This is a genomic window from Silvibacterium dinghuense, assembly GCF_004123295.1.
Lineage (GTDB): Bacteria > Acidobacteriota > Terriglobia > Terriglobales > Acidobacteriaceae > Silvibacterium > Silvibacterium dinghuense.
In genome coordinates, this window is sequence record NZ_SDMK01000001.1 from 257,343 (window position 1) to 277,675 (window position 20,333).

General features: G+C 58.1%; 13 protein-coding genes. 5 read left to right on the forward strand and 8 right to left on the reverse strand.

The window, feature by feature from the left end; translation table 11 throughout:
- Window positions 1–64: 64 nt before the first annotated feature.
- Complete coding sequence (locus tag ESZ00_RS19970; protein ID WP_164981272.1) at window positions 65–781, reverse strand: YdcF family protein; 717 nt, start codon at window positions 779–781, stop codon at window positions 65–67.
- 39 nt (window positions 782–820) lie between these two features.
- Here ESZ00_RS19970 and ESZ00_RS19975 point away from each other — a divergent pair, with 39 nt between their 5' ends.
- Entirely contained in the window at window positions 821–1,234 is a 414-nt protein-coding gene (locus ESZ00_RS19975; protein WP_164981273.1) for a hypothetical protein, read from the forward strand.
- Between the two features lie 163 nt (window positions 1,235–1,397).
- Here the strand turns inward: ESZ00_RS19975 and ESZ00_RS01025 are convergent, their stop codons facing one another.
- Entirely contained in the window at window positions 1,398–4,262 is a 2,865-nt protein-coding gene (locus ESZ00_RS01025) for a TonB-dependent receptor (RefSeq protein WP_129206317.1), read from the reverse strand.
- Window positions 4,263–4,502: 240 nt separating this feature from the next.
- Here ESZ00_RS01025 and ESZ00_RS01030 point away from each other — a divergent pair, with 240 nt between their 5' ends.
- The 4 genes from ESZ00_RS01030 (at window position 4,503) to ESZ00_RS01045 (ending at window position 9,745) form a co-directional block, all read left to right on the forward strand.
- Complete coding sequence (locus ESZ00_RS01030; RefSeq protein ID WP_129206318.1) at window positions 4,503–5,852, forward strand: helix-turn-helix domain-containing protein; 1,350 nt, start codon at window positions 4,503–4,505, stop codon at window positions 5,850–5,852.
- 91 nt (window positions 5,853–5,943) lie between these two features.
- Window positions 5,944–8,919, forward strand: coding sequence for an Ig-like domain repeat protein (locus ESZ00_RS01035; RefSeq protein WP_164981274.1), 2,976 nt, complete (start codon window positions 5,944–5,946; stop codon window positions 8,917–8,919).
- Between the two features lie 33 nt (window positions 8,920–8,952).
- Entirely contained in the window at window positions 8,953–9,567 is a 615-nt protein-coding gene (locus ESZ00_RS01040; RefSeq protein WP_164981275.1) for an outer membrane beta-barrel protein, read from the forward strand.
- Window positions 9,497–9,745, forward strand: a complete 249-nt coding sequence (locus tag ESZ00_RS01045) for an AAA-type ATPase lid domain-containing protein (protein ID WP_444544606.1) — start codon at window positions 9,497–9,499, stop codon at window positions 9,743–9,745. The genes ESZ00_RS01040 and ESZ00_RS01045 overlap by 71 nt, the downstream gene beginning before the upstream one ends.
- A gap of 110 nt (window positions 9,746–9,855) precedes the next feature.
- On the opposite strand, the gene ESZ00_RS01050 is transcribed toward ESZ00_RS01045, so the two are convergent.
- The 6 genes from ESZ00_RS01050 to ESZ00_RS01075 form a co-directional block, all read right to left on the reverse strand.
- Window positions 9,856–11,334 carry an alginate export family protein gene (locus ESZ00_RS01050; RefSeq protein ID WP_229740870.1) on the reverse strand — a complete coding sequence of 493 codons (1,479 nt, stop codon included), beginning with the start codon at window positions 11,332–11,334 and terminating at the stop codon, window positions 9,856–9,858.
- Window positions 11,335–11,431: 97 nt separating this feature from the next.
- Window positions 11,432–12,688, reverse strand: a complete 1,257-nt coding sequence (locus ESZ00_RS01055) for an MFS transporter (RefSeq protein ID WP_129206322.1) — start codon at window positions 12,686–12,688, stop codon at window positions 11,432–11,434.
- A gap of 135 nt (window positions 12,689–12,823) precedes the next feature.
- Window positions 12,824–15,055 (reverse strand): molybdopterin oxidoreductase family protein, encoded by a 2,232-nt coding sequence (locus ESZ00_RS01060; protein WP_129206323.1) that lies wholly within the window; start codon window positions 15,053–15,055, stop codon window positions 12,824–12,826.
- Window positions 15,052–16,671 (reverse strand): DmsC/YnfH family molybdoenzyme membrane anchor subunit, encoded by a 1,620-nt coding sequence (locus ESZ00_RS01065; protein WP_129206324.1) that lies wholly within the window; start codon window positions 16,669–16,671, stop codon window positions 15,052–15,054. The genes ESZ00_RS01060 and ESZ00_RS01065 overlap by 4 nt, the downstream gene beginning before the upstream one ends.
- Before the next feature lie 37 nt (window positions 16,672–16,708).
- Window positions 16,709–18,469: a diflavin oxidoreductase gene (locus ESZ00_RS01070; protein ID WP_129206325.1), complete on the reverse strand. Its 1,761-nt coding sequence runs from the start codon at window positions 18,467–18,469 to the stop codon at window positions 16,709–16,711.
- Window positions 18,466–20,250 (reverse strand): NirA family protein, encoded by a 1,785-nt coding sequence (locus ESZ00_RS01075; RefSeq protein WP_229740871.1) that lies wholly within the window; start codon window positions 20,248–20,250, stop codon window positions 18,466–18,468. The genes ESZ00_RS01070 and ESZ00_RS01075 overlap by 4 nt, the downstream gene beginning before the upstream one ends.
- Window positions 20,251–20,333: the final 83 nt, after the last annotated feature.

Below are 20,333 nucleotides of genomic sequence, written 5' to 3' on the forward strand. Positions count from 1 at the left end.
TGCGGTGATCCATCTTCATCAAGGTAGATCGCCGCGGTATGCCTCATTGATAGATCGATGTAATTTATGGATCGAGAGGATCGATGGGATCCTGTTCCAGTGAGTCAAGATTCGGCAGAAACGACACTTCCGTCGTCGAGATGAACTTAAGCGAAGTGTATGGGACGTAGCCGAGCTCTTTCTCACATCGTGCAGAGAAAAACGGAGCCAGGATATATGCCGTCTGCAATGGATCTGAGACAATCAGAACCGGCCGCGTAACCGGCATGCCGTACCGATAGATCTCTCGCACTGCATTCCGAAGATTCGTTGTTGTGTGCCGGGCAAAAGGATCTACCAGGATCGAGGATGCCGGAATATGCTCCTCCTGCTCCAGCACCTTCTTCATCTCGATCGCCTCGGCATAGTGTGTCTGCGAGGGATGAACATAACCGCCACTCAGAAGAAGGAAGGGAGCCATGCCCTTGCGATATGCCTCCGCGGCGAGTCTTACCCGCTCGCGACCTGCACTTGAGAGCGCAGTCTGGTAGTCCTCCGGGCCTGCTCCCGGAACAACAATCACAGAATAGGGATATTTTCCCCATGAAACCTGCGCCATACCCTGCAACGCAGCCCGATTCTCACTGTTCTCGATCGGTTCAAAGCGCGCAGCCTCATCACGACGGTTGAGCAGTAACAGGCGCAGAGAGAGCTGCATGGCTGGCTCGAAGAACAGGCCTCCAGCACCCGCAGATTTCGTCTGCCAGTCTGCAACCGCCTGCTGGAATGCAGAGGTGTGCATATCAACCGATGCGGAGTCAATTTTTGGATATCGGGGATCGTGTCCCTGGCCATAGACAGTAAGAATCTCGTTCATACCTCGGACGCAGGTGAGCCACGCCTGCTGGAGGAGATCCACTGGTGCACGGTCTCCATAAAGCGCATAAGCACCGCTTGCCGGCAGCGCGTCATTCAGAGCCTTGCGGAAGGCAGCATCCCGTGCGTAAAGCCCGGACAACTCGTGCGCAGTGGTCGCTGCGTCATCATCGGTCCAGAGAGCAGCAGCGATGATGCAATTCGCATCGTTCTTGCAAGCAGCGCTCCTTGCGATTCGCTGCCGGGCGAACTGCGCGAGGGCAGCGTCATGAACCAGGGCTTTTTGCAACTCCGGTTGCCGATCAAAGAGGGAGAGAAGATAGAAATTTTTATCTGCCAACGGATTTATCAGAGGCAGAGGCCGGGGTTCAGGCGCTGAGGCCGCACATGCGCTCGAGGTAAAAACAGCGGCACCGAGAAATACAGAGACAATCGTTCGAAACATAGTGTCCAGGGGGGATATTTTCACAAATTCGATAGCTGAAGCGGCAGAAAAACGACAGGGCTGCGGATTGCAGGAACAGCCCTGTCCATCGGGCAGTTCAGAATTTCACGCTAAAACCAACCTGCGCGTTACGCGAGGTTCCAGCTGCAGTCTCGCGGAAGAGATCGCTCGAATTGGCTGTACTGACGACGGCCCCCGTGCAACCGGTTGTGGTGTTGCAGCTCAGGTTATTGGAGTTAAACAGATTTTCGGCGCCGAAATAAGCGGAGGCCTTCACGTATTCACCGATATTGAAGTAGCGCTTCACCTGCATACTGATCTGCGAGAAGCCTCGGCCACGATAGCTGTTGCGGCTTTCAAAGAGAGGACGGTCGTTGACCACACCGTCGTTGTTCAAGTCAGTGCCCGCGGTGACGTTGATCGGAAAGCCGGAGTTCAGATACGAGATGGTCGATAGCTCGAACTGATTCATCCAGTGCAGGGGCGAGGCCTTGAAGGTTGGCTGATAGAGTCCCTGCAGCACCAGGTTATGCCGCACGTCGGCGTCCGCATTGCCATAGTCGCGATGCAGGTCCGACGGATCGGTGATGCTGCCGCCTTCGCCGATGTTGTCGTTGAGCGCGTGCGAGTACATGTAGTTGACCGTGAATTCAAGCCCGTTCGAGATACGCTTGTTCAGTGTCAGAAAACCGCCGTTGAAGTTAGCGCTCGTACCGGAGTGAATCAGGTTAATGGCGCCGAACTCGGTATTGGGGCGCTTCGCGGTACCCTCATAGGTTGGCCGGCCATCGGCAAGATGCTGACCGGTGGGAGTCAGGTTCGTATCCGCGTAATAGAGACCGTGGCGCAGGCCGGCAAACATATAGCCGACGGTCAGGTGCAGGTTCCACGGCAGTTCCTGCTCCACCTGAAGATTGGCCTGGTGCTGATAGGCATCGTGAAAGTTGGGAGCGAAGGCGGTGATGCTGGGCTTGACCTCAAAGCCGCTGCCGCTCAGGTTCGGCACATTGGGAAAAGTCGGAGCCCCAGTCGTTCCCCCGGTGACGAGATAGCTGAGCAGGCGATGACCGTTGATCTGGCCTGCGCTATAGAAGGTCGAAAGTCCCGGCACATCGTAGAACATGCCGTAGGCACCATGAACGACCGTCTTCTGGTTGTTGGCTGGCGACCACGTAAAGGCGAAGCGAGGCGCAATGTCGCTGTAGTCGTTCGGTACGCTGCGTGAAAGCGGATAAGGAGCAAGCGAATCGAAGGTTGGGAACAGGATTACCTCATAGCGCGCGCCGACGTTCACATTCAGGTTGGGCCGCAGACGGATCTCATCCTGAGCAAAGCCATAGGCGAAATTAAATGCCATACGGATGCTCGGGTCACCGCTATAAGCCGTGAGGTTGGTATAGGTATAAGGATTGCCCGTGGCCGGATCGGTATCACCAGCGACCGTGTAGAGATATTGATCGAGAGCGCTGACCGCCCCGCGTCCGTTCTCTGCCGCAAGACCGCTGAAGGTGAACGTGGGAGCCGTTGCCGAGAGATTCGCAAACAGCTCATGGTCGTACTCGGCGCCAAACTTCATCGTGTGACGGCCATGGGTCCAGGTCAGATTGTCCACCACGCTGGTGCTGCGTTCGGTGGTGGTGGTCGTCGTCAGATCGCTGAAGCCGATGTCGGCCACGCTGCTGATATTGATCAGTACGTCTCCGGCCGGTGAGCTGCTGACCACAGGCGTATCCTCGGTGTCGCGTTGAATCACGCCCACGCGAAACTCATTCAACATGCTGTCGGAAAGGATCGTAGCCAGCTGCGCACCACCGCCGTTCTGGTGGTCCGTGTAGCGCGCGCCGCGATCGACAATAGCAAGCCCGCTGGCGGTGTTGGGCTGATGATTGGTGAAGCGCGCATAACGCACATAGCCGCTGTTCCGCTTGCCGAGCTTGTAGTCCGTCTTGCCTACCAGCGTGCGGTAGGTCTCCCCGAACGGAGCCGTGCCGATTTCATCGCTGGGCAGTCCCAGAGCCTCGGCATTGGCTTGAGTAATGGTGATCGCGTTGGGCAGTGTATAGGGATTGTTCTCGAACTGCCCGAAGAAGAAGAGCCTGTCCTTGAGAATCGGGCCGCCGAGCGTGAAGGCCTCGTCGTTCCAGCTGCGATCCGGCTGCTCGGTTTCAAGCGTGGGAATCGCCTGGATGTCGGTGGCACGCCACTGGCCTATCGCCGAGCCATGGAACTGGTTCGTTCCCGACTTCATGACTACGTTGATCTGACCGCCGGCTGCACGGCCAAACTCTGCGGAGTAGCCGTTGGCCAGAGTCTGCGTCTGCGCGACCGCCTCCGGCGTCACAATGATGAGGCGGATCTGCCGGTTGCCACCATGCTGGGTATCGTCAAGACCGTCCAGGTTCCACTGCGAACGTTCCGTGCCGCCGAAGGTGAACTGCGTGGTCGAGAAGGTGCTGGTCGGCATGCCGATGACACCCGGCGAGAGCAGCAGGAAGTTATAGACCTGGCGTGAGAGGATCGGCAGGTTCTCAACTTCTTTTTGATCGAGCACCGTACCGACGGTCGAGCTTCCGGTATCGAGAATATTCGCCTCGGCCTGCACCTCCACAGTCTGACTGGTCGCACCGAGCTCGAGCGGAACATCGAGCCGCGCCTCCTGCCCGACATTCAGCACGATTCCCTGCAGCGTGCTGTGCCGGAACCCATCTGCCACCGTATCCAGCTGGTATGTGCCCACCGGAACCAGCGGAAAGCGATAGTATCCCTGACCGTCGCTCTCGGCATTCTGGCTGATCCCGGTCTTCATGCTGGTGAGGGTCAGGTGAGCATGGGGAATCGCATTGCGTGAAGGATCAAAGACGTAGCCGTTCACAGCGGCATCGACAGCATTGGCCTGGCCGAAGGCCGACGCGGCGGAGCAGGTCACGAGCAAGAACAGCAGGAAGCAGAGCTTGCGTGTCACTTTGTTATCTCCTCATCATTCCGCCTCTCGATTCACACGGAGGCTCAGCCGCAGAATCAGCCCAGCCCGTCGGCATGGAAAGCCAATTCACTGCCACGCGACGATACATCCACTAATCATTGCCTTATCAATCACTTGGAGAACGATACAGCGTGTCTGATTCAGTTAATGCGGTATTAAGAGGGCATTAATAGCGTGTACACAGGCCGCTGGTTGCATAAGAGATGAGGAAATGCCCCCATGATCCTTACCGATCAGGAACCCGCCAAACGCATCTCGACCGATCCCCGCCGCGACCTGCTCGATCGCATTCTCGCCTCTTCGTGGTTTGTAAAATCCGGCCGGCTCTCCAGCCTGCTCATCTATATCTGCGATCTCACCCTCGAGGGGCGCGGCGAGCAGATCAGCGAGCAGTCCATCGGCCAGGCTGTCTTCGGACGGCAGCAAAACTATGACTCGGCAAATGATGGCATCGTCCGCACGCAGATCAGCCGCCTGCGCCAGAAACTCGATGCGTACTTTGAAGCAGACGGTGGCGGAGAAACTATCCGCATCGTCATCCCGCGCGGCGGTTACGTCCCGTTCTTCGTGCCCCATCTGCCGGTTAAAAAGCCGGAAGCCATGGTGAACGTCATGCCGCTCGCTTCCCTTCCTCTCGAGATGCCGTCCTCACCTTCTGCAAGCAATGTGCCGTCGGTACCGGCGCAACCACACCGCCGCGGTTCCGGGCAGTTCGCCTGGGGACTCGCCGCGCTGCTGGCGCTCGCGCTACTCACGGTCCTGGTGCGCGACGCCAGGAGAAGAATCACCGGCGCAGCCGCCCATCCCCTCTGGAGCCAGATCTTTCAGCCTGGCAACCCTACCCTGATTGTTCCCGCCGATAGCCCAATGGTTTTCTGGCAGAGCGTAGCCAAGCAGAATGTCGATCTCGCCGACTATCTGAAGGGTTCGTTCCGCGACACGGCCATCGAAGAGGCCAGAGGAACTGAAAAAACCGGACTGCAGTTCGCACAGGGCCGCTATACCTCGATCGTCGATCTTGAAACTGCGAGCTGGCTCAGTCAGCTTGCAGTCCGGCTCAACAGCGCTGCGCAGATTCGCTATGCCCGCGATGTGCGCCCGAATGATTTCAAAGAAGGCAATGCTGTTCTGATCGGAACGACCGAGGCGAATCCGTGGGTCTCTCTCTTTGAGAAGGATATGAACTTCGTATTCCACATGGATCGCGAGCGGCATGTGTTCAGCGTATGGAATAAGGTTCCTCAATCCGGCGAGCCTGCTGCCTGGGACTCCTCGAGCGGCAGCGATCGAGAGCATCGGGTTTATTGCGTGGTGGCTTATCGGCCCAACCTGAGCGGTAACGGCAAAGTTCTCATCCTCGAAGGCACATCGATGGCGGGCACCGAGTGCGCCTGGGATTTCGCCTCGGACGATTCGAGACTGCTCCCTTTTTTGCAAAAGATCGGAAGCAGGTATGGAAGCATTCCATACTTTGAAGTTGTCCTCGGCACGAACAACATGAGTGGAAGCGCAGTCCGCAGCACCATCCTTGCGTGGCGTGTGCAGGAAACCGGGAATCACACTAATTAACGACTCCATTCGATAGCGCTCCCACTCTCTCAACGCATATTTTTTCTGCGCGTCAGGCAGCTTTGCGACGTCCATGCGTGAGGAGGATACAGTGCGGCACAATCCCACGGAACGACGGGGGCTTACCTCGGTTGTGCGATTCTTCATTGCTCTCGGGCTGTTGGCAGGCGTTCCCAGCCTCTGGGCAGATTCCACCGTCAACATTCACGCTATTCAGATCGATCTGCCCAGCTCCCCCTACCTGGGTGACACGGTGACCACCACCGGCATCGTCATCGCCGTGCTCTCCGATGGTTTCTATATCGAGAACCCGGCCGCTGACTTCGATTCGAATGTCTGCACCGCGGAGGGGATTTACGTCTACACGCCCACCGGCGTGCCTTCGAATGCGGTGCTCGAGAACAGTGTCACCGTCACCGGCGTTGTCCAGGCATCAAACAGCTCCAGCTACGCTGGCACGCAGATCTATATCGCCTCGCCGAGCACCTCGAATGTCGTCACGAACTCCACCGGCAACTCGCTGCCTACCGCGGTTTCGGCCAGCACCCTGTCCGAAGCCATCGACGGCACCTGCTCGCTTTATTCGGCTGACACGTTTGGAGAGTGGCTCCCCTTCGAAGGCATGCGCGTCAACGTGCCCTCCAGCTCTTCCCTGCTGGTCACGCAGGGAACCGGAGGCACAGTCACCACCTCGAGCGAGACCGCTACCACCAACGGTCAGTTCTGGGCGATCTTCTCCGATAGTGACAGCGCCAGCGACCGGCCCTTCCGCGCCACGGGCATCAGCGAACTGGAGACTGTTCCCTCCACGGCTCCTTCCACGGTTTCACGCTGGTCCGGCAACCCGCAGCTTCTGCTCGTCGACACTACGACTCTCGGCGGCACCGCGATCAACGCTGCGGCAGGCACGCTCTACACCGGCAGCTCGAACCTCGTCGGCATCATCGACTACCACGTCAGCACACTCGGCTATACGGGTCTGCTGCTCACTTCTTCAAGTGTCAGCTCACTCACGGCCAGCAATACGGTCACAGCCACCGCAGCCACGGCCGCATCCAGTGGACAGATCACCGTCGCGGAGCAGAACCTCGATGCGCTCTACGACACGAGCACGATCAGCTCAAGCGCCTTCTCACGCCGTATCGCCAAGCTGGCTCTGGCCATTGTCAACGAGGAGAACTCCCCTGACATCATCGCCGTGCAGGAAGCGCAAAGCGAGGCTGTGCTCTCCGCACTCGCCAGCCAGATCAGCTCAGACGGCGGCCCCACCTACACTGTCTACTGGCTCGCCGGCAACGATTCGACCGGCCTCGCCAATGGCTTCCTGGTCAACGAGACCGGCCGCGTCAGCTTCACATCCATTGCCCAGGCCGGCGCCTCATCTACCTGGACATCCTCATCCGGCACCAGCAGCGCGCTCTTCGCGCGGCCACCTCTGGTGCTGAAAGTTGCTGTCTCCCGCGGCACTTCATCAAGCTATGCCCTCACCATTGTCAACACCGAGCTGCTCGACCGTACCAACATCGACTCCACCTCCCTCGGCGCCGACGTTCGATCGCAACGCAACGCACAGGCCGAATACCTGAGTTCGCTGATCGATGGCTACCAGGAAGCCGGCCAGCATGTCGTCGTAGCCGGCGGCCTCAACTCTTTCGAGTTCTCCGATGGCTACGTCGATACTACCGGCGCTGTCGTCGGCAACCCCGTATCTTCAAGCCTCGTCACCCTGGCCAGCACGACCTCTACCTCGCCTGAACTGACGAACCTCACCACTCTCACCGCAAACACAAGCACCAACCGCTATAACTATGTCGAAGACGGTTCCGCCGAACAGGTAGATCACATTCTCGTCACCTCGGACCTCAGCAGCGAGACCAGCATCTCCTATGCGCGCTTCGGTGCCGACTTCCCTGTCGTCGACCTCAATGACTCGAGCACTGCGCTTTACGCCTCGAGCCATGATGGCGTACTTGCCCTCATCACCATTCCCTACGAAACGACGCTCAAACTCACCAGCTCACTGAACCCCTCCTACTACGGCGAGAGCGTCACCTTCACTGCGACAGCATCGAGCAGCGGCGACACCCCCACCGGTACGGTCACCTTTTATGACGGCTCGACCGAACTCGGCACTGGAACGATGTCCTCCGGCTCAGCCACCTTCACCACCAGCGCGTTGAGCGTGGGCTCACACACCATCACCGCGGATTACGGCGGCGACAGCTCGCACGAAAGTGCTTCTGCCAGCCTTACGCAGGTCGTCGAGTCGCTGCTGACCTCATCGAACGTGCTTGCGTGCTCTCCGAATCCTGCGGCTTATGGCGCAACGGTCACCTGCACCGCCACGGTCAGCGGATCGTCCAGCACACCCACCGGCACCGTCACTTTCTATGACAGCTCGACAGAGCTTGGCACCGCAACGCTCAGCGATGGCGTGGCCAGCTATTCCACCAGCAGCCTCTCTGTCGGTTCGCACAGCCTTACTGCCGTCTATGCGGGCTCGGCGCCTTACGGGGCCAGCACTTCGAACACTGTCACAGAGGTCATCACCTCGACCTTCAGCCTTTCGATCACGCCCACCTCGCATACCGTGTACACCGGCGAGTCGCCCACCTACACCGTCACAGTCACTCCGGGCAGCGGCTTTACACTCAGCGTAGCCCTCACCTGCTCAGGCGTTCCCAGCAATACCACCTGTAGCCTCTCGCCTTCGACCGTCACAGGTGGAAGCGGCACATCGAAGCTGACCATCGCGACTACGGCGCCGTCTCAATCCTCTGCAGGCATTGCAACACTCTCTGGCCGCGGGCTTCTGGCTACGTGCCTCGCTCTTCTGATGCTGCTTCTGCCCTGGCATGCCCGCAGAACGGTACGTGGACTCTTGATCGCCCTCGCGGGCGTGCTGCTGACCACTGCATGCATGAGCGGCTGCGGCTCATCCGGCACTTTGACCGGAGGAACACCCGCCGGCACGTACACCATCACGGTCACAGGAACCGCCGTCGACGGCTCCGTCACCACAACAAAGACGGCCACCACGACGCTCATCGTGAAGTCGATGTTCTAAACGCAGGCCGCGAGGCGAAGGATGAGAAGGCTCATGTTTTTGCAGGGAAAGAAATCATGCAATACAGCGCTGGCATGGCACGGCATCGTGCTTGGAATGGCACTCCTCTTCGATCTGATCGGAGGAGCCGTGCCAGCCTGCGCACAGGTCGCTGCGTCCTCAAGCGGTGCCGGCCAGTCACTATGGGTCGGCGGAGAATACACCAATCTGCGCGCCGGCTTCCCCTACGACAGCAGTTATCGCATCGGCGGGTTGGGCGCTTATGCCAACTTCAACTGGAACCATCATCTCGGCATACAGGGAGAGGCCGCGTGGCTGCGGTTTCAGGGCTTCGAAGGTGAAACGGAGAGCGACTATCTCATCGGCCCCCGCTACACCTTTCTGCACAGCCCTAAGTGGAGACCCTATGCCTCTCTGGAAGTCGGAGGCGTCCGCATGCACTACCCCTTCGATATCGGCAATGGCAGCTTCTTTACGCTGGCCCCCACCGGCGGAGTTGAATACCGCCTGAATACACATTGGTCCACACGGATTCAGTATCAGTACCAGTATCTATTCCACTCTCCTAACTTCACCGATGAACCACAGTTCGGCATTCGCCCCAGTGGAGTGCAGATCGGCGTCGCTTATCGTCTGCGTGGATGGTGAGTCTGGCTCCACATGCTTTTTAAAGCACAAACTGGTGGAGCACTTCGTCGCGCGTTCATCAAAAAAGACAAGGAAAAAGATTCGCCACATTCTCAAGCAACGCCTCAACGAGATGAAGCCCTATGCGTGGCCAGAAAATATCCGCGAACTGCAAAATGTGCTTGTTCTTCGATCCTAGCTGCCTTATTCCTGCACAAAGGCATCGATCCGGCACACCTGTACCTGCAAAATCGTCGGGAAATCTTTCCGACATGGTAATGCGCGAATCGGTCCCAGGAAACGAGGGTTTTAATAAGAGCTTCTGGACAATAGCCCCTGGAACTTGTAATCCAGCTCAAAGAATCCGTAATTCGCACCTGTCGCTTTTGGATAAATGGCGCCGATCACGGACTTACCGTAAGCGTGCGCATAATAAGTGCCCAATGAAAGCTGCTTCGTGAGAGCAATATCCGCACTGGCATCGAAGACAGAGCTGAAGCTGTTATGACTGTTGGCCGGTCTGCCGGTATAGCCGAATACGGTGTTATCAAAGGCTCCGCCGCCCTGATACCAGAAGTCCGAAGCAGAAGTAAGTTTGAGGAAATGCAAATCCGAGCGCAGGTCAATTCGCTTCGACGGCTTGTCGACCACCTGCGCAAAGGAATCCGTTGAATTCATCAGGTTATAGAAAGGAAAGCGCGCATACACGCGTGGCGTAGGCAACACCTGAAAAAAGGTGTTATGGGTTCCATCGGTGGCGTTATTGTCGCCAGTAGAGCGGAAATAGCCGCCGCGAATCCAGGGTGTCGTACGAACGCTATCGAGGTGCAATCCACCTTCCGCAGCCACTGCTCCCGCGGAATCCCCGAGTTTTCCCCACGAGCCGAACTGGCCGGCACCCCAGAGCACAACGTCTGCAGTAACACCTGTTGCTACGGGCGCCGTGGCGATCATGTCTCCGCCATAAGTGCCGATGCGGATATTCTTGTGGTCCTGCGCACGTGCCGCGGCCGATCGATTATCTGTCTTGGTTAAACCGGTGCGCCCATCGTGATAACCAAGCCCGAAGCCTCGCAGAAGAACATGCTGCCGGGCCAGCGAGCGAGTGTAAGCCAGGTACTGAATATCCACGTTGAGTTCCGGATTCGCATTCATGTTGAAGACACCCTGTATTGCGCGTCCTGCCATCGCGGTAAGATCCCAGTCCTTGCCGCCCAACTTGGCATCCGCGCCGTCAAAAGAACGCTGCCCATTGGAGAAACCGAAGTTGCCGACCAGTCGTTGCGCAACACGATTGGTCTGCAACCATGCGAGAGTGCTGTTACCAGGCGTTGTTTCCTGGCCTTCGAAGAACTCGAAACGTCCGATGCGAATTGCGGACTTATCGTCTGCAAAGTGGTAGCGCAGAAATCCCTGGCGGAAAGATGCAGCAGCGGGCATATCGTTGTTGCTGTTGGAAGCATAATAAGTACCGCCAAGACCCAGCTGTCCCTGCGCTGAAACGGTGGAAACGGCATCTGTGGGCAGCCAGAGCTCGGCACTCTGACCCAATTCCAACTGATAATCCCAATGATGCATGCGCTGCCAGACGGCAAGACGCACTAAAGAGTCCTGGTGCGCATATTGTTCGGCGTTCGGTGTAGCAGCAAACCATTGCGTAACGTTCGTCCGCTCACGCACACTCGCGCTGAAGTGGACATCACTCGCTGACGAAGTGGGCGATCCGCTCTGTGCGAACAACACAGAGCTGCATGCGGCAAGTAGGGTTGCGGTAAGAAAGTGCTTCACTTGCAAGCTCCTGAAAAGAAGTAGACGAATAGGCACGGAATGGCACATGCCGGTCTCGCTCGGCATAGTTCACGAAAGAGGGGTATAAGGACAGGGCTTATGCTGCGACAACATCCTCAGATGCAACACCAGCTGCATCCGCGCTGTGAGTCTGCAGAGCAAGGCCACCGGCACCGATCCAGGTCCGAGTCCATGTTCGCGATACGACCGTGATCATGACCAGCACCAGAGCGGCAAAACCTGCATAGGCGGCAAAACCCGGACCGAACGATCCCAGATGCTGTTTGGATTGTCCCAGCACATTAGGCAGAATCGAGCCTCCGAGAGCGCCGATCTCACCGATCATGCTGCCGGCAACCGCGGTTGCCAGCGGCCAGCGGAACGGCACGAGCTGGAACGTGGCTCCATTACCTGCACCCAGCGCAGCGAAGGCAATCATGAATAACGCAGTGGTCGCGCCAAGCGCGGGCGAAGTGCTCAGGCCGATGAGTGCACCGATCACAATTGCAAAAACACCGTACAGCGTACGAATGCCGCCGATTTTGTCCGAGAGCCATCCGCCCAATACACGGGTCAGGCTACCGACCAGCGTCGCACACATCGTTAACGTCCCGGCTTGTGTCTTTGCGATGTGGAACTGAGCGACGAAAAGCGAGGGCAGAAATGTGGCAAGCCCAAGAAAACCGCCAAAAGTGATGATGTAGATCAGATTGAAATACCAGCCATCTGCCTCAACAAGACACTTCAGATGCTCACCCAGGGAGCGATGCTCTGTATCGGGCGGCTCCTTCGCGAATACTGCCATGACGATCAACGGTATCAGCATGAAAGCAGCAGCCAGGCCATAGACATGGTTCCATCCGTAAACATGTGCCAGCCTGGGAGCAAAGAACGCAGCAAGAGCAGTACCGCTATTGCCTGCACCGGCAATGCCCATCGCCAGCCCTTTGTACTGCTTCGGGAACCATCCGGAACCGAGTGAAAGCGCAACGCCAAAGCTGGCTCCAGCAGTACCGAGCAGTACGCCCATGGCAAGCACCGTCGAGAAGGAATGAACAAAAAAGAGGCCGAAGAGCAGCGCCGCAATAATGCAGCTCATCTCCACTATCGCGGCATTCTTGCGGCCGATGTACTGACCGAGAACACCCAGCGGAAAACGCATCAGTGCTCCGGCGAAGGTGGGAAGCGACACCATCAGGCCGATCTGCGCCGGCGAAAGATGAAACTGCTCCGAGATAAATGGCCCCATGGCACCATTCAGTACCCAGACAGCAAAGGTGAAGTCAAAATAGAGGAATGAAGCAAAGAGGGTCATGGGATGACCCGAATGAAGAAACTGCTTGATGTTGGCCACTGGAAGCTCCTTATTCAAAACAGATGGATGGAAGTGCAGTGTCGCGGCAGGACGACAGCAAAGGAGCGAACTTCCTGGTTCAGCTCTGGGTAGAGATACTCGCGGCGGCCATGGGCGCGAGTGGAAAGCATAGGGTCAGCGAGTGCGTTCGACACGAACAGCACACTGCTTATAATTCGGCTCGCGGCTGATGGGATCGAATGCGCCCAATGTCACGAGATTGGAATTTTGCTCTGCAAAATGAAACGGCATGAAGACCTGCCCCGGTGCAACGATGCCGGTGATGCGCAGCTCCACATTGCGCACGCTGGAACGGCGCGAGCACACCGTAACCCGGTCATGCTGGCTGAGCGAGAGCCGCTCTGCATCCGCCGGATTCATCTCCAGCCACGCATTCGGCTGCATGGCATCCAGCATGGCGACCGCGCCGGTTTTCGTCCGCGTATGCCAATGCTCCACGGTGCGGCCCGTATTCAGGATGAGATCGAACTCATGATCCGGCTGCTCCACGAAGGGGAGACATGGCACACGATGCAAGAGAGCTCGTCCGTTTTCACGCGGAAAAATGCCGTCGCGGTACAGGCGGTCACCACCCCACTGCGCGCCTCCCTGCTCCTCGATCTGTTGCCATGTGAAGGAGCTATAGTCGCAAAGACGGCCCGCAGAAACACGCTGCCACTCCAGCCATGCATCGTGTGTTGAGCTCCATCCTAGAAAGAGTGAGCCTTTCGCGCCGAGCCTCTCTGCCAGCGCCAGGAAGATGTCAAAGTCTCGGCGCGCCTCGCCGGGAGGTACAGCGAACGCATTCACCTTGCTAATACGGCGCTCGGAGTTGGTATAAGTACCTTCTTTTTCCCCCCAGATAGCCGCAGGCAGTACAAGATCGGCATAATCCATCGTCGGCGTGGGATAAAAGCCATCCTGGACGACCACGAATTCCGTCGACTCGAAGGCCTGTTCAAGCAGCTTGAGGTTCGGGAAGGAAACTACCGGGTTGGTCGCGATAATCCAGAGGGCCTTGATCTGCCCCTTCACTGCGGCTTCGATGATGTCGGGATAAGCCAGCCCGCGCGCCGTCGGCAAAGAATCCTCGGAAACATTCCATATCCCGGCGAGGTCGCGCCGATCCTGCGCATTCTCAAAGCGCCGATAGCCGGGGAGCGCAGAGGTGAAGCTGCTCTCGCGCGAACCCATCGCATTGCACTGGCCGGTAATGGAGAACGGCGCACCACCAGTCCGGCCGATATTCCCCGTGAGGATCGCGAGATTATTGATGGCAGCAACAGTCACCGCACCTTGAGTAGAGTGATTGACCCCCATCGTCCAGCCGATAAAGGCCGAAGATGCGCGCCCGTACAGATGGGCCACATGCTCAAGCGTTTCAGTTGAAAGACCGGTCGTTGCGCTGACAGCTTCCGGAGTGAAGTCGGCAGCGAACTCGACAAATGCCTCAAACCCTTCCGCATGCGCATCGATGTATGCACGGTCGATCAGTCCGTCGCGGAGAAGGATGTGCGCGATGCCATTGAGTAATGCGATGTCAGAGCGTGGCTTCACGGGAAGATGCAGATCGGCCATCATCGCAGTCTTGGTCACGCGCGGATCAGCAACGATCAGCACCTGCCCCGGTCGCTTACGAAGCCGGTTGCAAAGAATAGGGTGATTGTCGGCAATGTTCGCACCGATGAGCAACACGACGTCCGCGGTCTCGAGATCGGCATATGCACCAGGCGGACCATCCGAACCAAAACTTAACTTGTACCCCGAAACGGCGCTGGCCATGCAGAGCGTAGTGTTCCCGTCATAATTGCGCGTACCAAAGCCAAGCTGAACCAGCTTTCCAAGCGTGTAAAACTCCTCGGTCAGAAGCTGCCCTGTGCTAATAACTCCGAGAGCATTGTTTCCAAAGCGCTGTTGTATAGAGCCGATACGCGATGTCATGAGGTCCAGTGCCTCATCCCAGGAAATCGGCTCCAGCTGTGTGCCACGCCCACCGCGGCGATAGAGCGGTGTCGTAGCGCGGCCTGGTGATTCCACCATGAGATGCTCGCTCAGACCTTTCGGGCAAAGCTTGCCACGATTCACCGGATGATCCGGGTTGCCGCGTGCGGCCACAGGATGCCCATCTTTCGTCCCGACAAGCATGCCGCACCCGACCGAGCAATAGCCGCATGTCGTGCGGGTCCAGGTGTCGGCAACACGCGATTCGGAGATGAAGCCGAAGCGCGGGTCTCTTCCATAGGCATACTGCGCGCGGCTGGTATCGATGCCGAGCCAGCGCAACGCGCTCGTCAGCAACGACTCTTTGCGAGATGCCGAGCGATCGCTGGCCGCGGCATTCGCATACTGCACACGCCGCTTCTTCATGCCGCTTCACCGTGCGCCATCTTCGGTCTCATAAAGGTCAATCCCATGCTGAGCGGCACCACCGAAACAAAAAAGAGATAGCGATTAAGCATGACCGCTGTCACGGCTGCGAGGAGCGATAGCCCATGCAGGCCGGCGACAAAGAAAATTGTCGACTGCGCAGCAGCAATCCAGCTAAGCGCAACCTTCCACCAAAGCTGCTCCCCGCGAAGATGGTGGAAGCTGGCGCGCATCTCAAAGTTATGTGAGGCGCGGAGGCGGATTAATCGAACCATCTGATTGACCAGCCAGAGCGCCGTGATCATGGCGATCCAGTGCCAGCTCAGCACTTTCCCTGGCAAATCGGCAGCGGGAATATAAGGAGCAAGTTCCGGCCAGACGAGAACAAGAGCCTGGAGTTCGTGAAACGACCACGCCACAGGCACAGTCAGAATCGCAGCGAGTGGACCTGCCATCAGAAACGAAGACAGCACAAAGTCAATCGGAGTGTGAATCAGATTCCATGCGGGCCGCGCCTTCACGAGATAGATGCGAGCGCTCGCAAGTGTCCCTGCAAGTCCGATGAGTGCCGCGGCAAAAGCAAGAGGCTGCGACAGAGCACGCAACTTGAGTATAGGAATCCACGCACAGAGCGTGCTTGCCTTCAACGCGAGCAGGAAGAGCGTAAAGCAGAGCACCTCGCGGCTGAGCCAGGAACGGCGCCACATCTTCAACGCGCGCCAGGCATAGGCTGGGCGGCCAAGGTGAAAGATTGAGGTGTTAATAGCCACGATCGTGATCCCAAGCAGCAACGCGAGACTGATGGCATCGGTACGGTGCGTCAGGAGCAGGGCGCAAAGCAGGCCAAAGGCTGCCTGCATGGCAGAGGTCATGACAATCAGCGATCCGTGCGCATGCTCCAAGACCATGGCACCCGTGTCGACGCGGTCCAACCAGGCCGCGGAAGCCCGCTTCGCCGGCAGCGTGATGCGTGTCGTTGAGATCGTCTGCCCGGCCGGCGGCATGCCAGGCGACTCGGCTGCGGCATAGTCTCTGCGCCACTCATCCTTGTTGATGATTTCGATCTGAATTGCGTTCTCCGGACAGGCATTCACACATGCCGGCTCGCGATCGTCGAGCAGCCGATTGCGGCACATATCGCATTTACCCACCACGCCGCGTTCCGGGTTGAACTGCGGCACACTGTAAGGGCAATTCCATACGCAATACTGGCAACCAATGCAGGCATCCGCGGAGTGCAGCACGATGCCAGTTAGAGGATCTTTCTTGTACGCATCTACCGGGCACCCGCGCAGGCAATCCGCGCTGAGGCAATGGTTGCAACCCATCGAAAGATAGGTACGCATAACATCCGGATATGTGCCACCCTCGAGCTCTCCGACGCGGCGCCACTTGATATCTGCCGGATTCCCATTCTGCTCGTTGCAGGCGATCTCGCAGGAGCGGCAACCGATGCACTTCGTCATGTCGAAGTGAAAGCGATATTGCTCCCCGGGCTCGAGCGGACGCATAGGAATAAGTGGCGGCACCGAAACCGCGCCACTCTCGGTGAGAGTGAGGCGAACCAGTTCGGCGCTGTCGCTATCCGCGGCCAGCTCATACAGTGGCAGTCCCAAAATCGTTCACTCCTAATCGGCCTGATAATAGGTACAGCTAGTACACGTCCCGGTGATAGCGATTGTCGTCGTGCATCCGAGAGACATACTCCCTCGCTGCGTCCGCACTCATGGCCCCATGCTTTTCGATCAGCGCATGCAGGGCTGCATCCACGTCCTGGGCCATGCGCGAAGCATCGCCGCACACATACACGCGGGCATCTTCCTGCAGCCAACGCCAGAAGGTCTCGCCCTGCTCAAGCATGCGGTCCTGCACATAAATCTTGTGCTCCTGATCGCGAGAGAAGGCCGTATCAAGCCGGGTAAGATGACTGCTCTCACTCATCGACCGCAGTTCATGACAATAGAGAAAGTCGGTCTGCGCGCTGCGCTCACCAAAGAAAAGCCAGTTGCGCCCCTTGTGCCCCAGCGCTTCGCGTTCGTGGAGAAAGGAACGGAAAGGTGCAATGCCGGTGCCAGGACCGATCATGATGATCGGCGCATTGCTATCCGCAGGCAGACGGAACTTCTTGTTCGGCTGAATATAAACAGGCACGGACTCCTTGGCGCCGATGCGCTCTGCCAGCATCGTACTGGCCACACCTCCCCGCTCGCGATGATGCGAACGATACTTCACTACGCCAATCGTGCAGTGCAGCTCGCTCCCATGCTTGGCCGGGCTCGAGGAGATGGAGTACAGGCGCGGTGAGAGGCGAGGCAGCATAGCAAACAACGTCTCTGCCGTATCGATGGCGCCGGGATATTCCTGTAGCAGATCGATAAGACCACGGCCATACAAAAATGCATCGAGATGCGCGGACTGCTCCGCAGGCAGCAGGGCCGAGAGCACCTTGCACTCAGTACGCTCGGCAAAGGCCTGCACGATTTTGCGCGTCAGCCGCGTGTGCTGGTAGTGGTGAAGGAGCGCATCGCGCACCGTGCTCTTGCCTGCCTTCGGAACATCGACCAGCTCATCAGCAGAGATTGCCAGCAGGGAGAGCGTTTCATCAACCAGGGATGGATCGTTGCAGGCAACAACGCCGCAGGCATCCCCTGCCTCATAGGACAACGCCTCACCCAGCTGGAGCGCAAGGTGCATGGTGAGCTTGCCCGACGCGCTCGCCGTAAGCGCTCGGCGCTCGACGATCTGCGCGTGATATGGATTTTCGCGCGAATAGAGTGGCGCGCTCTTGCTGGAGGATGAGATGGCAACAGTCCGCGCCTCTGCCGGTGCTTTATCGGAACTGCGCTTCAGCGCAATCATGCATGTGGGAGTCCATGCGGCAAACGGTTCGTCGACATCTACATCGCTTTCTACACGGGAGACGATGCGTTGCGCTCCCAGCGCAATGAGCCGCTCATCGAGTTCTGTGCCGAATGCGCAAAACTGCTCGTAGTTTCGATCCCCGAGCGCAAATACGGCGTAGCGCAAAGATCCAAGTGCTGGCGCGCTATCGAGCATCAATGCTTCACGAAAGTTCTTTGCGTGATCAGGCGGCTCGCCATCACCATAGGTGCTTACAAAAAACACCGCATGGGCCTGCTGCGCCAGCTGCGCAGGATGGACATCCGAGAGAGACGCAACGGTTGCCGTGTGTCCGGCATCTTTCAGCTCTTTGGAAAACTTCTTGGCCAGCCGCTCCGCGGTGCCGCTCTGCGTGGCGAAGTAAACGGCGACCTCCAGTCCAGCACTCTCAGGCATCGTCTGGGCCGCAGAAGCATTCGAAAACAGCCCCGCCAGAAAACCATTGAGCCATGCGCGCTGATCGTGCGTGAAAGGCGCGTCATGGGGAATAAACGGAATATTCTGCGGTGTCATGATGCGATATCTCCCTGCTGTGTTGCGCACATGCCGCGAAGCTCGTCGATGCTGTGCCGCTGTGTAAAAACAAGAAAGCTTTCGCAATCACGGCGTTGTGCCATGTAACGGTCAAACAGCGCATGCAAAGCAGGAAGAAGATCACGGTACTTCATCGCGGGAAAGAGCTGACGGGCAATCGCCTGATCGCTATCCGCTCCGCCGCCAAGGTTCACCTGGTAGCCCTCGTCTCCGTCGACCTTCACGCCCATCAGGCCGATATCGCCGACATAGTGCTGCGCGCAGGAATGAGAGCAGCCTGTCACATGGAGATTGACTGGCTGCAGAATGCGGAATGCGCTGTCGAGCGAGCGGGCAATCTCAAGCGCATGGCTCTTGGTATCGGCCGCCGCATACTTGCAGCCGCGATTCCCGGTGCAGGCGACCGTACCGCTCTGCACCGTGCCGGCGGAGATCTCGAGCCCCGCGCCCAGTAAGGCAGCACGCGCTTCATCGAGACACGCAGTGGGGACATTGGGAAGAATCAGGTTTTGCCAGACCGTCAGCCGGAGTTCGCCGCAGCCGAAACGCTCTGCGACTTCCGCGATGGCGCGCGCCTGCTCAACAGACAGCAATCCCACAGGGACACAAACGCCGATGTAGGAGAGCCCCTCCTGCCTTTGCGCATGCGTGCCAAGATGCCCCGCGCGATCAACAGGACCACGCGATTCGCATTCTGAAGCTGCAACACGCAACACAGGAAATGCTAGCTTTTTCTCGGTTTCTTGCAGAAACCGTTCGACGCCCCAGCGATCGAGAAGGTACTTCAACCGCGCTTTTTTGCGGTCCGTACGATCGCCGTTTTCCGCAAAGACCCGCACCATCGCAGCCGCGACGGCAACCGCCTGCTCAGGAAGAAGCAACAGCCCACAGTCTGTCGCAAACTGCTTGTGGCCGGTAATGCCGCAGAGCAGCACGCGGAAGTAGATGCCTGCAGGCACGTTGCGGCCTTCCGCCACTCGGACCGCGACAAAGCCGATATCGTTGGTGTCAGCCAGTACGCTGATCACGCCACCGTTGTCGAAGGCGATATTGAACTTGCGCGGCAGGCCGAACAGATCGCGCGAATGCGTGATGTAGTTCTGCATCGCATCCGCATAGGGCTGCACGTCGAGCAGTTCCTGGGGATCGTAGCCGGAAATTGGCGAGGCGGTGATGTTGCGGATGTTGTCCGCGCCCGAACCGAGCGAACTCATGCCCAGCCTGCGAATACTGTTCAGCACATGCACCACATTCTTGGGCGCAAATTCACGCAACTGGATATTGGCTCGTGTCGTCAGATCGATACGAGAATTGCCCCACTGTTCGGCAATCTGCGCAACGCCGCGCAGCTGCGCAGCCGTCATTACGCCGCCTGGCACGCGCATACGCAGCATGAAGGAATCCTGCGCTGGCGCGACATGGAACAGTCCATGAAATTTAAGCCGGAAGCGGTTCTCTGCATTCGGTGCTTCGTTGCTGGCTGCGGTCCGCAGCAGTTCATCCCACAGATCAAGCGGGTTGCTCTGGTACTTCCAAAGCTCTTCGGCGCAAAGATCGGAGACCGGCGTGCCGAAAAACATCTCTTCCTGCGGGGCGGCCAGATTCGCTCCAGTGCCGGGCTGGCAGGTCAGCTGTCCGGCGGCATTCTGGCCGACAAACGGGCGCTGCATGACACCGGCAAAGAATCCGCGGAGATAGTTCTCCTGCTCCGCCGAAAAGGCGGATGACAGCGATTCGAGTTGTGACGGCATCGATGGCATGTGCATCCTCTCCTTTGAAAGGAACCGGTGGATACACGACGGCCTGAAGATCGCGAAGTCTGCAAAAACACGAAAGCCCCGTT